The organism is Actinoplanes lutulentus (assembly GCF_003259845.1).
Taxonomy (GTDB): Bacteria; Actinomycetota; Actinomycetes; order Mycobacteriales; family Micromonosporaceae; genus Actinoplanes; species Actinoplanes lutulentus.
Window position 1 is genome coordinate 261,587 of record NZ_QLMJ01000012.1, and the last position, 13,609, is coordinate 275,195.

The 13,609-nt window shown below is 69.9% G+C and carries 11 protein-coding genes; 6 read left to right on the forward strand and 5 right to left on the reverse strand.

What is annotated here, in order from left to right:
* Positions 1-4: 4 nt before the first annotated feature.
* The 3 genes from B0I29_RS25410 to B0I29_RS25420 form a co-directional block, all read right to left on the reverse strand.
* The gene (locus B0I29_RS25410; RefSeq protein WP_111651564.1) at positions 5-1,639 is read right to left on the reverse strand and encodes an ArnT family glycosyltransferase; all 1,635 of its coding nucleotides are present in this window, start codon (positions 1,637-1,639) and stop codon (positions 5-7) included.
* Between the two features lie 30 nt (positions 1,640-1,669).
* Positions 1,670-2,053 carry a peptidase associated/transthyretin-like domain-containing protein gene (locus B0I29_RS25415; RefSeq protein ID WP_111651565.1) on the reverse strand — a complete coding sequence of 128 codons (384 nt, stop codon included), beginning with the start codon at positions 2,051-2,053 and terminating at the stop codon, positions 1,670-1,672.
* 103 nt (positions 2,054-2,156) lie between these two features.
* Positions 2,157-3,059, reverse strand: a complete 903-nt coding sequence (locus tag B0I29_RS25420) for a CDP-alcohol phosphatidyltransferase family protein (RefSeq protein ID WP_111651566.1) — start codon at positions 3,057-3,059, stop codon at positions 2,157-2,159.
* Positions 3,060-3,359: 300 nt separating this feature from the next.
* Between B0I29_RS25420 and B0I29_RS25425 the strand changes: the two genes are divergently transcribed.
* Positions 3,360-5,099 carry a pyruvate dehydrogenase gene (locus B0I29_RS25425; RefSeq protein ID WP_111651567.1) on the forward strand — a complete coding sequence of 580 codons (1,740 nt, stop codon included), beginning with the start codon at positions 3,360-3,362 and terminating at the stop codon, positions 5,097-5,099.
* A 2-nt stretch (positions 5,100-5,101) separates the two neighbouring features.
* On the opposite strand, the gene B0I29_RS25430 is transcribed toward B0I29_RS25425, so the two are convergent.
* On the reverse strand, positions 5,102-6,094 hold the full coding sequence (locus tag B0I29_RS25430; RefSeq protein ID WP_111651568.1) for a fatty acid desaturase family protein: 993 nt from the start codon (positions 6,092-6,094) through the stop codon (positions 5,102-5,104).
* A gap of 109 nt (positions 6,095-6,203) precedes the next feature.
* Between B0I29_RS25430 and B0I29_RS25435 the strand changes: the two genes are divergently transcribed.
* The 4 genes from B0I29_RS25435 (at position 6,204) to B0I29_RS25450 (ending at position 9,906) form a co-directional block, all read left to right on the forward strand.
* Positions 6,204-7,484, forward strand: coding sequence for a sensor histidine kinase (locus B0I29_RS25435; protein ID WP_111651569.1), 1,281 nt, complete (start codon positions 6,204-6,206; stop codon positions 7,482-7,484).
* Entirely contained in the window at positions 7,436-8,074 is a 639-nt protein-coding gene (locus B0I29_RS25440; protein WP_111651570.1) for a LuxR C-terminal-related transcriptional regulator, read from the forward strand. The genes B0I29_RS25435 and B0I29_RS25440 overlap by 49 nt, the downstream gene beginning before the upstream one ends.
* Positions 8,075-8,097: 23 nt before the next feature.
* On the forward strand, positions 8,098-9,198 hold the full coding sequence (locus tag B0I29_RS25445; RefSeq protein ID WP_245972727.1) for a WD40/YVTN/BNR-like repeat-containing protein: 1,101 nt from the start codon (positions 8,098-8,100) through the stop codon (positions 9,196-9,198).
* A gap of 138 nt (positions 9,199-9,336) precedes the next feature.
* The gene (locus B0I29_RS25450; protein WP_111651572.1) at positions 9,337-9,906 is read left to right on the forward strand and encodes an antibiotic biosynthesis monooxygenase; all 570 of its coding nucleotides are present in this window, start codon (positions 9,337-9,339) and stop codon (positions 9,904-9,906) included.
* Here the strand turns inward: B0I29_RS25450 and B0I29_RS25455 are convergent.
* Positions 9,903-11,648: an alpha/beta hydrolase gene (locus B0I29_RS25455; RefSeq protein WP_111651573.1), complete on the reverse strand. Its 1,746-nt coding sequence runs from the start codon at positions 11,646-11,648 to the stop codon at positions 9,903-9,905. The genes B0I29_RS25450 and B0I29_RS25455 overlap by 4 nt on opposite strands.
* A gap of 166 nt (positions 11,649-11,814) precedes the next feature.
* On the opposite strand from B0I29_RS25455, the gene B0I29_RS25460 reads away from it, so the two are divergent.
* The gene (locus B0I29_RS25460) at positions 11,815-13,608 is read left to right on the forward strand and encodes a diguanylate cyclase domain-containing protein (RefSeq protein ID WP_111651574.1); all 1,794 of its coding nucleotides are present in this window, start codon (positions 11,815-11,817) and stop codon (positions 13,606-13,608) included.
* Position 13,609 lies beyond the last annotated feature (1 nt).

The following is a 13,609-nucleotide window of genomic DNA, read 5'->3' on the forward strand; positions in this document are numbered from 1 at the left end:
AGCATTACCGGCTGGTAACCGGAAGGCCTGAGCCGGCCTCGCGCCGATAGATGGTGATCGAGTGGCCTACGTGGTCGATCACGGTGCTGGACTCGATCAGGCTCTTGAGCCGGCCTTTCGCCAGGGCCACCCGGGAATCCGAGACGACCAGCAGGCCGCGGACCTGCTCCTCGGGCACCTTGTAGGGATCGCCGGCCACGATCCCGTAGTAGTTCGGCACCCCGGCGCCCTTGTAGACGAGCCAGATCTGTTCGCCCGGATATTCCGATTTCAGCCGTGCCGAGAGACGGGGCAGATCCTGTCCCCAGTCGACATTCGCGTCGTGCAGGTTGTTGTGCGTGTTCGAGGTGCCGCCGAAGGCGATATTGGAATACGGGATATAAGTCGGGAATGTTAGCAGAGATCCGGCGGCGACCGTCAGCACCAGCACACCCGTGATCACTCGGGAGAAGCGGAACCGGATCAGCACGACCGTCCCCGCCGCGATCGCCAGGAACATCGGCAGGAAGATCACGTACCGGGTGCCGAAATTGCGCGCCCCGGTCATCGTGAACAGCAGCAGCACGGCCGAGACCGGCAGCAGATAGAGCGCCGCCGCCCGCAGCTTCGGCACCACGATCATGGTGATCGCGCCGGCCGCCCAGAGCACGAGCATCCCGATCGGCGTCTTGATCAGGATCGCGACGGGCATGTAGTACCACGGCGAGCCTCGATAGGCCTCACCCAGCAGGAAGCCGTTGAACAGCCGGTTCTCGAACTTGAACTGCGTCAGCATCCCGTCCCGATAAGCCTGCGGGAACGGCATCAGATCCACCGCGAGCCCGCGCAGCCCACCGGGATCAGGCAGCCCCGCCGGGGTGGTCCAGCGCAGCCGCGGATCCACCGCCAGATAGGTCAGCCAGACCGCCGCCACCGCGATCACACCGACCCCGATCGCCGCTCCCGCGGCGATCAGCAAGCGTTTCCCCACCACGCGCGCCGGTTGCGCTTTCCACATGGACAGGCCCGCAAGAACCACCAGCAGGGGTACGGCCGGAAGCACGCTCATCCGGGTCGCCAGGGCCGCTCCCAACGCCAGCCCGGCCAGTGGCAGATAGAGGCCGGGCCGCCGGCGGGCCCGCCACGCCGTCCAGAACGCGACCAGCAGCAGCCCGGCCGCCGGCACGTCCAGCGTCGCCAGTGATCCGTGGGCGATCACGTCGGGGGAGAAGGCGTACAGGGCGAGGGCGATCAGTCCCGCCGCCGGGCCGGCCAGGTCGCGGGCGAACGCCAGCACCACGAGGCCGAAGAGCAGAGTCAACAGGATGATCGGCAGCCGGGCCAGGAGCATCAGGTGAAACGGGTTGTTGCCGCTCTCGTAGAGCAGGTGCCGCCCGAGCCGGGTCTGGTTGCCCTGGTACGCCGGATCCAGTTCCGCGTCGGCGAACGCCAGCCCGGCCGCGATGAACAGCTTGCCGAGCGGCGGATGCTCCGGGTTGTACCGCAGGCTGTGCTGCTGGCTGTAGACCTCGGCGGCGCCCACGTACACCGGCTCGTCGATCGTCGGTGACTGCTGCATCGCGGTGGTCACCATCGCGAACGCCATCTGCCCGAGAAGCGCGACGACGGCGAGCAGGTACAGCAGTCGGCGGCGCGGCATCGGGCAAATCTAGCCGGTGCCTTCCGGCGTTCAGAGACCGACGGTACGGGTGGCGACCAGGCCTCGATGGGTGTCGCCGGTGACCGACGGGATCTCCAGGGCCCAGCCGCCGGTGAAGCAGGCGTCGCCGGTGAGGCTCATGGCGTGCCGGCTGTCCCCGGGCAGCGCCAGCTGCGCCGCGTGGATCGTGTCGGAGTTCCGGAGTACCTCGAAGTGCATGTGCGGCCAGTGACCGGCCGACGAGCCGGGGAAGGCGCTCGGAAAGGCCACCCAGCCGGCCGGGTCGCTGGTCTGCCGGCCGCGGGACTCGCGATCACAGTGCCAGAGGTTCACTTCGTACCCGGGCACGGGCCGGCCGGAGTTGGCGCTCACGAGTCGAAGCCGGACGGTGAGTGGCACGTTCTCCCGGTTCATGCCCTTCATTTCGGCAGCGCCACGAGGCTGCTGGATCGCCGGAGGGGTGCAAAACAGGAGCACCCCCGGCGTGGGCGCCGAGGGTGCTGGGGGATGCGGTGACTCAGACGGTGGTGGGGACACCGGTCGCGGGGAGGCCCGGGGCGGGGATGCTCGCGGGCGGCGCCTGCTCGGCTTCCCAGGCGGCGTACGCGGCTTGGGCGGCCGCCAGTTTCGCCGGGTGCTGCTGGCAGGCGCGCAGCAGTTTCAGGATCAGGAACAGCTCGAAGGCGAGCAGCGCCGCACCGGCCAGGATCGTGACCGGGATGACCAGCCCGAGCAGCGGGCCGATGATGAAGACCGACATCTCGTACTCGATGCCGCTGAACAGGTGGGTGCGGATCCGGTGGCGGCGCAGCGTGTTGCCGATCCGGCTGCGGAACGTCGGAGAACCGGCCGGGGCGGCGGGCATCTCGTCGAGCGGCTCGGCCGCCGTCTCCGGCAGCTCCTCGACCGGCGGCTGCAGCTCCTCGATCTGGTCCCGCATGACCCGCCGGACCTTCGCCATCTGCTGGCTGTTCAGGTACCGGAAGAGGTCGAGGAAGACCGCCACCGCCATCACCCAGAGGTAGGCGACGTTGTCGGTCTGCAGGTACTGACCACCGAACAGCGTGATCGCGCAGAAGAAGACCCGGACCCGGTCCAGAACGAAGTCCAGCCACTGGCCGAATATCGTGCCCGTCCCGTTCAGCCGAGCGATCTTGCCGTCCATGCAGTCGACGACGAAGCTCAGATGGAAGAGGATCGCTCCGGCGGCCAGGGCCCACCGGTCGCCGATCGCGAAGCCGACCATCGCGCCGACACCCAGCACGGTCGCGAACAGCGTCAGAACATTCGGTGTGATCCACCGATAGGGCGCGACCAGACGCACCAACCGGGACGCCAGCGGGTCGACCAGAAGCACGGTCCACCACGCGTCAACCGGCTTGTAGGTCCGCTCCCGGATCTCCTGCAAGGTCACCTTCACGCGCGGCACTCTAGACCTTAATCCTATGCAAACGCCAAATACCCCGCCGGTGAAACATGGGCAATCACCAGGTGTGACGCTCGTTGCGTCGTGCGGTAATCGCCTCACATGCCGGTACCGTGCGGGCCGGATTCAAAGACTGTACGCCCACCTACCTCAGGAGTCCGCAGGTTCCCCGTGATCAACAGCGGTTACGCGTACCCAAGAAGGGGTTTGAGGATGAGACGCACGTCCCGTTCGCGCGACCTGGAGCGCGGGTATCCCGAGGTCTGACGGGGAATTCGGTGCAGGAGGCGTGGGATGTTCGGGACGAAGCAGACGGTAGCCGACCAATTTGTCGAGGTTCTGGTTCAGGCCGGGGTCGAGCGGATCTACGGACTGGTCGGTGACAGCCTCAACTCGCTGAGTGACGCCATCCGGCGCAGTGGGGCGATCGAGTGGGTGCACGTGCACAACGAGGAGGCGGCGGCGTTCGCGGCCTCGGCGGAAGCGCAGCTCACCGGGCGTCTCGCGGTCTGCGCGGGCAGCTGCGGGCCGGGCAACACGCACCTGATCCAGGGAATCTTCGACGCCCACCGGTCCGGAGCGCCGGTTCTGGCGATCGCGTCGCACATCGTCTCCAGCGAGATCGGCACCGGGTTCTTCCAGGAGACCGACCCGAAGCAGCTGTTCGGGCAGGCCAGCCACTGGACCGAGCTGGTGTCGTCGGCCGAGCAGATGCCGCGGCTGGCCCGGGTCGGCATCCAGGAGGCCCTCGGCAAGCGCGGCGCGGCGGTGCTGGTGGTGCCGGGCGACGTCTTCGGCGCCAAGGCCGTGAACGAGACCGGTACGGCACACCGCCCGGCCGGCCCGGTCCTCGGCGCGCCCTCGCCCGAGGTGATCGACGAGCTGGCCGAGCGGATCAACGCGGCCGAGAAGGTGGCGATCTTCGGCGGGATCGGCTGCGCCGGCGCCCGCGACGAGGTGCTCCAGCTGGCCGAGGTGCTCGCCGCGCCGGTCGGGCACAGCCTGCGGGGCAAGGAGTCGCTGCAGTACGACAACCCGTACGACGTGGGGATGTCCGGGCTGCTCGGGTACGGGGCCTGTTACCAGGCCAGCCACGAGGCGGACCTGCTCCTGCTGCTCGGCACCGACTTTCCGTACCGGCAGTTCCTGCCTGGAAAGAACACCGTCCAGGTGGACATCGACCCGTCCCGCCTCGGCCGGCGTACGCCTCTCGACCAGGGTGTGGCCGGTGACGTCGGCGCGACGATCCGGGCGCTGCTGCCGAAGCTCGACCGCAAGAAGCGCGCCTTCCTGGACCGGATGCTGGCCAAGCACACCGAGGAGCTGGAGCGGGTGGTCGGCGCGTACACCCACGACGTCGAGCACCTGACCCCGATCCACCCGGAGTACGTGGCGTCGATCCTCGACGAGGAGGCCGCCGCCGACGCGATCTTCACGGCCGACACCGGCATGTGCTGCAGCTGGATCGCCCGGTACATCACCCCGAACGGGCACCGCCGTCTGCTCGGCTCCTGGGTGCACGGCACCATGGCGAACGCGCTGCCCCAGGCGCTCGGCGCCCAGAAGACCTTCCCCGGCCGTCAGGTCGTCTCGATGTCCGGCGACGGCGGGCTCGCCATGCTGCTCGGCGAGCTGCTCACCGCGAAGCTGCACAACCTGCCGGTCAAGGTGGTCGTCTTCAACAACTCCAGCCTCGGCATGGTCCGCCTCGAGATGCTGGTGGCCGGCGACCCGCCGTTCGAGACCGACCACGAGGCGGTCGATTTCGCTGCCATCGCCCGCGGTGCGGGCATCCATGGGGTACGCGTCGAAAAGCCGGCCGAGGTCCGTCAGGCGATGCGTGAGTTCCTGGCGCACGACGGGCCGGCCGTGCTCGACGTGGTGACCGACCCGAACGCCCTCGAACTCCCGCCGCACGTAACCACGGAGGAGGCGGCCGGTTTCGCGCTCGCCATCGGCCGCACGGTGCTCGGCGGTGGGGTGGGCCAGATGCTGCACCTGGCCCGCACCAACCTGCGCAACATCCCGCGGTAGTTCTATTTCCGGAGATCCGCACCCACGTCGTGGAGGTGGCGCAGCGCTTGGGCGTAGGACTCGGTCAGGCTCGTGATCTCGTACGAGACACCGATCTCCTCGCAGTAGCGCTGCACCACCGGCTGGGCCTTGCGCAGGTTCGGTGACGGCATGGCCGGGAACAGGTGGTGCTCGATCTGGTAGTTGAGGCCGCCGAGCGCCACGTCGACGAACCAGCCGCCGCGCACGTTGCGGGAGGTCAGCACCTGCTTGCGGAGGAAGTCCTCGGTGCCGTCGGGGTGCGGCATGCCCTTGTGGTTCGGCGCGAACGTCATGCCGAGGTACACGCCGAAGACCGCCTGGTGCACGACGAAGAAGACGAGCGCCTGCAGCGGGTCGAGGACGAGGAGAAGCGCGGCGAGGTAGCCGGCGAAGTGCGTCAGCAGCAGTGCGCCTTCGAGGACCGGGCGCTTCACGGTGCCGTCGAACAGGGCGCGGACGCTGTCACGCTTGAGGGACATGCCGAGCAGGGTCAGCAGCGGAAAGAACAGATATGCCTGATATTTCGCGATGAATCCCTGTGCGTTCTCGCGGTTCCACACCAGCACCCCCGGGCCGACGTCCGGGTCCAGGTCGTCGTGGTTCGGGTTGGCGTGATGCTTGGTGTGCTTGTCCATCCAGTACCCGTACGACATGCCGATCGCCAGGTTCCCGGCGATCAGTCCGGCCCGGGCGCTCGGTTTGTTCGTGCGGAACACCTGCCGATGGGCCAGGTCGTGCGCCACCAGTGCGGCCTGCGCGAACACCACACCCAGCAACACGGCCACTGCGACGGTCCACCAGGACGCCCCGACCAGGAAGAACGCTGCCCATCCGCCGATCAGGGCGAGGGTCACGGCGGTGAGGCGTACGGCGTAATAGGCCGGCCGCCGGCGCAGGAGGCCGGCTGCGTTGATCCGGCGGCCGAGCTCGGCGAAGTCGCTGCCGGCGGCTCGTGTCTCAGCTGTCATCGTCATAAAATCCAGGTTCGCGGGCGCGTACGCGTAAGTCAGGAGTGTCAGGTCCCCCCACAGTGGTAGGGCTGGCACTACCGACAGCCTGGCGCGCGCGGTCCACGATGAGGACATGGAGTCGCGTGACTGGATCCGGGACGGGGTACGGGCCGTCGGCGGCGGGGTGCTGAGTGTCGCCCTCGCCATCACCAACATCCCGCTGTTCGTCCTCTTCGTGGTGTCGCTGGTGCTCACCCCGGTGCTCGGCATCGGCCTGGTGCTGCTGCCGCTGGTGACCGCGCTGATCCGGGGCCGTGCCCGGCTGGCCCGCCGGCTCGCCGCGACGTTCGGGATGCCGATCGCCCGCCCGTACCGTCCGGCGCCGCCGTCGCGGGGCCTGCTGATCCGGTACCGCTGGATCGTCACCGATCCGGCCACCTGGCGGGACTTCGCCTGGCTGCTGCCCGGCGCGGTGGCCGGCCTGGTGCTGGGTGTGCTGTCGCTGGCCGTGCCGCTGTACGGCATCGAGGGCATCGTGCTGCTGCCGCTCTGGATCTGGCTCGGTACCGGCACCTACGGGTACGGCGCGATCTGGCCGATCGAGACGCTCGGCGAGGGATTCCTGTCGCTGCCGCAGGGCACCGTGATCCTCGCGATCGGACTGGCGATGGCGCCGTACCTGCGACGCGCCGACGCCTGGCTGACCAAGCTGTTCCTCGCGCCGACCCGCAACGCCGAGCTGCGCCTGCGGGTCAGCCACCTCACCACCACCCGGTCCGACAACCTCGACGCGCAGGCCGCCGAGCTGCGCCGGATCGAACGGGACCTGCACGACGGCGCCCAGGCCCGGCTCGTCTCGCTCGGCATGACGATCGGCCTGGCCGCCGAGCTCGTCGACGACAACCCCGCGATGGCCCGCAAGCTCCTCTCCGAGGCGCGCGAGACCAGCTCGGACGCTCTCGTCGAACTGCGCCATCTGGTACGCGGAATCCACCCCCCGGTCCTCGCCGAACGCGGTCTCGAAGGCGCTGTCCGTGCGCTGGCGATGGCCCTGCCGATCCCGACGACCGTCGGCGCGGCGGTGCCCGGGCGGCTCGACACGCCGGTCGAGTCCGCCGCGTACTTCGCGGTCGCCGAGGTCCTCGCCAACGTGACCCGGCACAGCTTCGCCCAGCACGCCGAAGTGCAGCTCTGGCACCACGACGGCACGCTGACCATGCGGATCAGCGACGACGGCCTCGGCGGCGCCGACCGGGACGCCGGCACCGGACTGCGAGGCATCGAGCGTCGTCTTGCCGCGTTCGATGGCACGATGAGCCTGTCCAGCCCGCCGGGCGGACCGACTGTCGTGACCATGGAGCTGCCGTGCGCGTTGTCATCGGCGAGGATCTCGCCCTACTCCGAGACGGCCTGACCCGGCTGCTGGAGGCGTACGACTTCACCGTCGTGGCAGCTGTCGACAACGGACCGGAGCTGCTCCCGGCGCTGGTGGCGCACCGGCCGGACGTGGCGGTGGTGGACGTGCGGCTGCCGCCCACCTTCACCGACGAGGGCCTGCAGGCGGCGATCGCGGCCCGCGCGGCGATACCCGGTCTGCCGGTCCTGGTCCTCTCCCAGCACGTCGAGCCGTTGTACGCCCGGGAGCTGCTCAGCGACCGCAAGGGCGGGATCGGCTATCTGCTCAAGGACCGGGTGTCGCACGTGGCCCAGTTCGTCGACGCGGTACGCCGGGTCGCCGCCGGAGGCACCGCGCTGGACCCCGAGGTGGTCTCGCAGCTGCTGGCCCGCCACGAGCCGCCGCTTGCCGCGCTGACCACGCGGGAGCGGGAGGTGCTCGGTCAGATGGCCGAGGGCCGGTCCAACGGCGCGATCGCCGGCAAGCTGTTCATCGGGGAGAAAGCGGTCAGCAAGCACATCAGCAGCATCTTCACGAAGCTGGGCCTGCCGCCCTCGGACGACGACCACCGCCGGGTCCTGGCGGTGCTCGCGTACCTGAACGTCTGAGGCTTTCGCGGTAGGTTGCGGTCATGCCAATGCAACGAAAGTTGTCGATACCAGCTCTGGCTCTCGTCATGATCGCGGGCACCGGATTCACCCCGGGCCCCGGTCTGAGGTGGCAGCTCACCGACACCGGGTCGACCGCCCGGTTCCGCGGGCTCGCGCCGGTCAGCGCCAAGGTCGCCTGGGCCGCCGGCTCGGCCGGAACCGTGTTGCGCACGGTTGACGGTGGGCGTACCTGGTCCTCGGTCGGCCCGCCGGAGGCGGCGGCCCTGCAGTTCCGGGACATCGCGGCCTTCGACGCCCGCAGCGCGGTCGCCCTGACGATCGGCTCCGGCACCGACTCCCGGGTGTACGCGACCTCGGACGGCGGCCGCACCTGGACCGAGTCGTTCCGCAACGACGACCCGGTCGCCTTCTACGACTGCCTCGACTTCTCCGACCGCCGGCACGGCCTGGCCCTCTCCGACCCGGTGGACGGCAAGTTCCGGATCCTCGCCACCCGCGACGGTGGCCGTACCTGGCAGGTCCGGCCCACCGACGGCATGCCGGCGGCGCTGCCCGGCGAGTTCGCCTTCGCGGCGAGCGGCACGTGCCTGGTCACCCGGGGGAACAACGCCTGGTTCGCGACCGGCGGCGCGGCACCCTCCCGGGTGTTCGCTTCCCGCGACGGCGGCCGCACCTGGTCGGCCTCCAACTCCCCGATCCCGGGCGGCCCGAGCGCGGGCATCTACGGCCTGGCCTTCCGCGCCGCCGGACAGGGTGGTGCCGGGCAGGGTGGTGCCGGGCAGGGTGGCGCCGGGCAGAGCGGCGGCTGGCAGGGTCTTGCGGTCGGCGGTGACTACGTGACCCCGGCTGCCGCCCCGGACGGCGCGGCGGTGTCCCGCAACGGCGGCCGGACCTGGACGGTGTCCCGCGAGGTCCCGGGCGAATACCGCTCCGGCGTGGCATGGACCGGCCGGGCGAAGACCGCGCTGGCCGTAGGCCCGACCGGCAGCGACGTCTCCTACGACGGCGGGGTGTCCTGGCGCCACTTCGACACCGGCAGCTTCGACGCGGTCGCCTGCACCGCCGACGGCGCCTGCTGGGCCTCCGGCGAACAGGGCCGGATAGCCCACCTGAAGCACTGACCCTCCCCACAAGGCTTAACGCCACGGCCCCCGGCTGCACACCACGGCGACCGTGGCGTTAAGCCGGCGGTGTGGGGCAGCGCACTGAAACGTTGGGACGCAGCCTGCTCGAAACACCGGCGTACCAGAATATGGGACATGGAGTCCCCGCCTCAGCTCGCTGTGACCGTCGCGATCACCCGCCGCGTTGACCCGGCCCGTGCCGCTGAGATGGCGGCGTGGGTTCGGGCCGGCGCGTCGCTGGCTGAGGCCTTCCCCGGGTTTCTCGGGACCGGGTGGGTACGCCCGGAGGTCGGCTCCTCCGAGTGGCACATGCTGTATCGGTTCGCCGACGCGGAGGCGCTGCGTGACTGGGAGGAGTCCGAGCAGCGCAAATGGTGGCTGTCGTCGGCCGAGGGGTTCGTCGAGCACACCCGGGTCGAGCGCCGGACCGGCATCGAGGGCTGGTTCGACCCGCCGGTCGAGCGCGAGGTCGACCAGCCGAGCAGCCCGGCACCGGCCGCGCCGCCGCGGTGGAAGCAGGCGGTCACCATCTGGCTCGGGTTCTTCCCGGTCAGCCTGCTCTCGGCGATCCTGCTGATGCCGCACCTGGACAGCCTCAACGTGGTGCTCAAGACCCTGATCGGCACCCTCGTCCTGACGCCGATCATGACCTACCTGGTGCTGCCGCGAGTTACCAAGATCCTCCAGCCCTGGCTGCGGCGCTAGCCGAGCAGCTCTCTCAATCTGATCGTGTCGGCGACCGTCCAGCCCGGCGGCGGGGCGATCGCGGCCCAGCCGTCGATGGCCTGGGACTTGTAGACGTGGCCGTGCCCGGTCGGCACCTTGTTCGCGAAGATCAGGTCGCACGAGGTCTGCCAGAACGTGATGCCCGGGTACCAGTGCATGTCCGGTGTGACGTCCGGCCCGCGCTCACCGGTCAGCCATTTCGGCTTCTTCCAGAGCAGGTCCCAGCTCCAGTACACGACCGGGTCGGTCGCGTTCTGCAGGTAGACCACCTTGGGCCTCTCGCCGGTCAGGGCACGCAGGTTCGCGCCGCTCTCGGCGAAGACGATCGGCAGTTCCGGGTACCGCGGCTCCCAGACCGGGCTGCCCTCGGCGCGGTTCTCGGTGAGCGCCCGGTGCAGCGGGTTGGCGAACGTCGGCCCGAGCAGCAGCATGCCGTCGGAACCGGCGACCATCTGCTCCGGTGAGCCGGACACCTTCTCCAAGCCGTACGTCCCCAGGCTCTCGCCGAAGAGCAGCAGCTTGGGCCGGCTCACCTCGGGCATCGCGGACCAGCGCTCCCGGACCGCGCCGACCAGGGCAGCAGCGCTGCTCGCCACCTCGGACCGGTCGCTCCAGAACGAGATCCAGCTGGGCAGGTACGAGTACTGCATGGAGACCAGCGCGGTGTCGCCGCCGTACATGTACTCCAGCGATCGGGTGACCCGGTTGTCCACCCAGCCGGTCCCGGTCGGCGTGACGATCGCGATGACGGACCGGTCGAACGCGCCGGTGCGGTCCATCTCGCGGACCACCAGGGCGGCACGCTCGTCGACGGTGTCGGCCGAGGTGAGCCCGGCGTAAACCCGGATCGGCTCCTGCGCGGGCCGGCCGGCGAACGTGGTGAGCTCCTGCGTCGTCGGCGCGGCGGCCACGAACGCCCGGCCCTGCCGCCCCAGCGAGTCCCAGCTCATCAGCGACCTCGGCCCACCGGACCGCAGCACCGACGTGGGCATCGTGACGCCGTTGCCGGTGCCGCTGTTGACCACGGCCGCCGAGCGGTCCGCCATCGAGAACAGTTGCCCCATGACCAGCCCGTCCAGCGCGCTGTAACTGAGCAGCGTCACCACGATGGCGCCCGCGCAGTAGGCCGCCCGATGCGGGACGACCTGGCGGAAGACCAGGGCACAGCCGTGGGTGGCGAGCCGCAGACTCCGCGCGACCAGCAGGATCACCCCGAAGGCGAGCAGTCCGATCCCGAGCGTGCGGATCACGTCGTACTCCTGCGCCTGCGGCAGGCCGAGCCTGCCGCGCAGCTCGCGCTGCCATCGGACGCCGAGCCAGAGAAAGATCAGGAACAGCAGCGGTACGAGGGCGAACAGCACCCGCCAGGCGATCCGCACCGTCCGCGCGCTGAACCGGTGGCGAACCCGGACCAGCGCGCCGATCGCGGTGCCCAGCGCGTAACCCGTCGCGGCCGTGACACCGCCCACCACACCCTGCAGGAACCAGGCGCGCGGCAGCAGCGACGGCGTGAAGGACAGGCAGAGGAAGACAGCGGCGAACGCCGCACCGGTCAGGGTGAGTCCCGCTCGGATGATCCGGCGCCGGCCAGGCGGTCCGGTTCCGGCTTCGGGATTCATGGGTACGGGCGGACGGCCCTCGTGAGAGACCCGAGGCGCCGGGATCCGGGCACGGAGTGGTGAGAGCCACCCGGGAGGCGACGCGACCACCTGTCTGCGCATGCGGTGCTCCGTTCATCGACGACGCACTGTTGCCCCCTCATCATCGTGGGTCGATGGTGGGAAGCGCCGCCCCCTTTTCCCCTGTTCTTTCCCTGGCGAAGCCCCTAGGGAGGATTCTTCAGTCCGGCGCGGCGCGGCCGATGAAAGGCGGTGAGGAGGAACGGGAATGCGGCTGCGCAACTGGATAGCTGTGGTGGTCAGCGTGCTTCTGCTGGCTGCCGCTGGGGTGGTCGGTTTTGTGGTGAACCGTTCGGCGCTGCGTGCGGCGGACACGGTGCACCGGGCCGACAGCAGTGCCCTCGGCACCAACAACGGCACCCTCACCGGCCAGCTGCAGGTGAATTCGGCCGCCGAGTTGTCCCAGATCCTGGTCGAGCATGCCCTGCACCTGGGCAAGGACAGCGCCGCGGACCGCGGGATCCTCGCCGCAGCGGCGGCGAAGAGCACCACGTTCCAGTACGGCCTGCTGACCGCCGACATGAACGGTGACCTGCTCACCAGCAGCCGCGCGTCGGGCCTTCCGGCCGCCGCCGACGCCGGCTGGGCGCCGATGAAGGCGCAGCTGGCCGAGGGGCAGGCCGGTTTCTCCGACATCATGATCGTGGACGGGATGGCCCTCGCGGCGGTGGCCGTGCCGATCCCGGTGAACAACTCGGTGATCGGCTATCTGATCGGCCTCAACCAGGTCACCAAGACCGCGCTGCAGAGTTACGCCGCGCGGCTCTCCGCCGAGACGCACACCACGCTCGTCGCGGACAGCTCAGGCGTGGTCGGCGCGTCCAGCGACCGGACCCTGATCGGCACCAAGATCACCTCTGCGCTGCAGTCCGACCTCGATGTCGAGGGCGTGCAGTTCGTCGAGTACAAGTCGGGCAAGACTCCGATGATCGCGATCGTCTACGGCGGCCTGCCCAGCGGCTGGACGTACATGCGGATCCAGACCAAGTCGTCGTTCGACGGCGTGGTGCACTCCCGCAGCCAGACCCTGAACCTGACGCTGCTCGCCATGCTGCTGATCGGGGTGGCCGGCATCTCGGTGCTCGGTTACCGCACCCAGGTGACCCGCCGCCGCGCCGACGAGCGGTTCCAGGCGCTCTTCCAGCACGCCCCGGACCTGGTCTCGGTGCTGGACGGCCGGGGCCGGATCGTCTTCAGCAGCCCGAGCGCCCTCGCCGTCCTCGGGTACAAGACCGGCGCGCTCGCCGGGCACAGCGTCTTCGACCTGATCCACCCGGAGGACGAGCCGGAGATGCGGCAGCGGCTGAGCCGGCTGCTCGACGACCCGGACGGGGTGGTGCGGATGCAGTGCCGGGCCCGTTCGGCGGACGGCGAGTACCGCTGGTTCGAGTTCACCGCCTCCAACCAGATGCACAACCCGGCGCTCTCCGGCGTCGTGATCAACGCCCGGGACATCTCGGAGAACCGCGCCTTCCAGGAGCGGCTCACCCACGAGGCGCAGCACGACCCGCTCACCGGCCTGCCGAACCGGCGGCGGATGCAGGACGTGCTGGACTCGTCGCTGGCCTCCACCCCGGTCGCGGTGCTCTTCGTCGACCTGGACGGCTTCAAGCCGGTCAACGACGTGCACGGCCACGAGGTCGGCGACGAACTCCTGCGCCAGGTGTCCGACAGGCTCACCGCTTGCGTACGCGAAACCGACGTGCTCTCCCGGGTCGGCGGCGACGAGTTCGTGGTCCTGATGCCGGGTGTGCTGTCGGAGAAGGACGCGGCGACCATGAGCGGCCGGATCCGGTACGTCCTGGAGCTGCCGTTCCGGATCGGCGGCCAGGAGATCCTGATCGGCGCGAGCATCGGCGTGCACCTGGCGCCGGCGGCCGAGAACCCGGACGCCGCGCTGCGTGCCGCGGACCACGCGATGTACGCGATCAAGCACGCCGGTGGCAGCCGCAGGGCGGGCGTCTCCGGCGGCCGGATGGGCAGGCACCGCGCGTCGGACTGAA

Excerpts from the sequence above, each read along its gene's own strand:
- B0I29_RS25455 (WP_111651573.1), bottom strand. The coding sequence starts at position 11,648 with ATGCGCAGACAGGTGGTCGCGTCGCCTCCCGGGTGGCTCTCACCACTC.
- B0I29_RS25435 (WP_111651569.1), top strand. The coding sequence starts at position 6,204 with ATGGAGTCGCGTGACTGGATCCGGGACGGGGTACGGGCCGTCGGCGGC.
- B0I29_RS25445 (WP_245972727.1), top strand. The coding sequence starts at position 8,098 with ATGCCAATGCAACGAAAGTTGTCGATACCAGCTCTGGCTCTCGTCATG.
- B0I29_RS25430 (WP_111651568.1), bottom strand. The coding sequence starts at position 6,094 with ATGACGATGACAGCTGAGACACGAGCCGCCGGCAGCGACTTCGCCGAG.
- B0I29_RS25415 (WP_111651565.1), bottom strand. The coding sequence starts at position 2,053 with ATGAACCGGGAGAACGTGCCACTCACCGTCCGGCTTCGACTCGTGAGC.
- B0I29_RS25450 (WP_111651572.1), top strand. The coding sequence starts at position 9,337 with ATGGAGTCCCCGCCTCAGCTCGCTGTGACCGTCGCGATCACCCGCCGC.
- B0I29_RS25425 (WP_111651567.1), top strand. The coding sequence starts at position 3,360 with ATGTTCGGGACGAAGCAGACGGTAGCCGACCAATTTGTCGAGGTTCTG.
- B0I29_RS25460 (WP_111651574.1), top strand. The coding sequence starts at position 11,815 with ATGCGGCTGCGCAACTGGATAGCTGTGGTGGTCAGCGTGCTTCTGCTG.
- B0I29_RS25410 (WP_111651564.1), bottom strand. The coding sequence starts at position 1,639 with ATGCCGCGCCGCCGACTGCTGTACCTGCTCGCCGTCGTCGCGCTTCTC.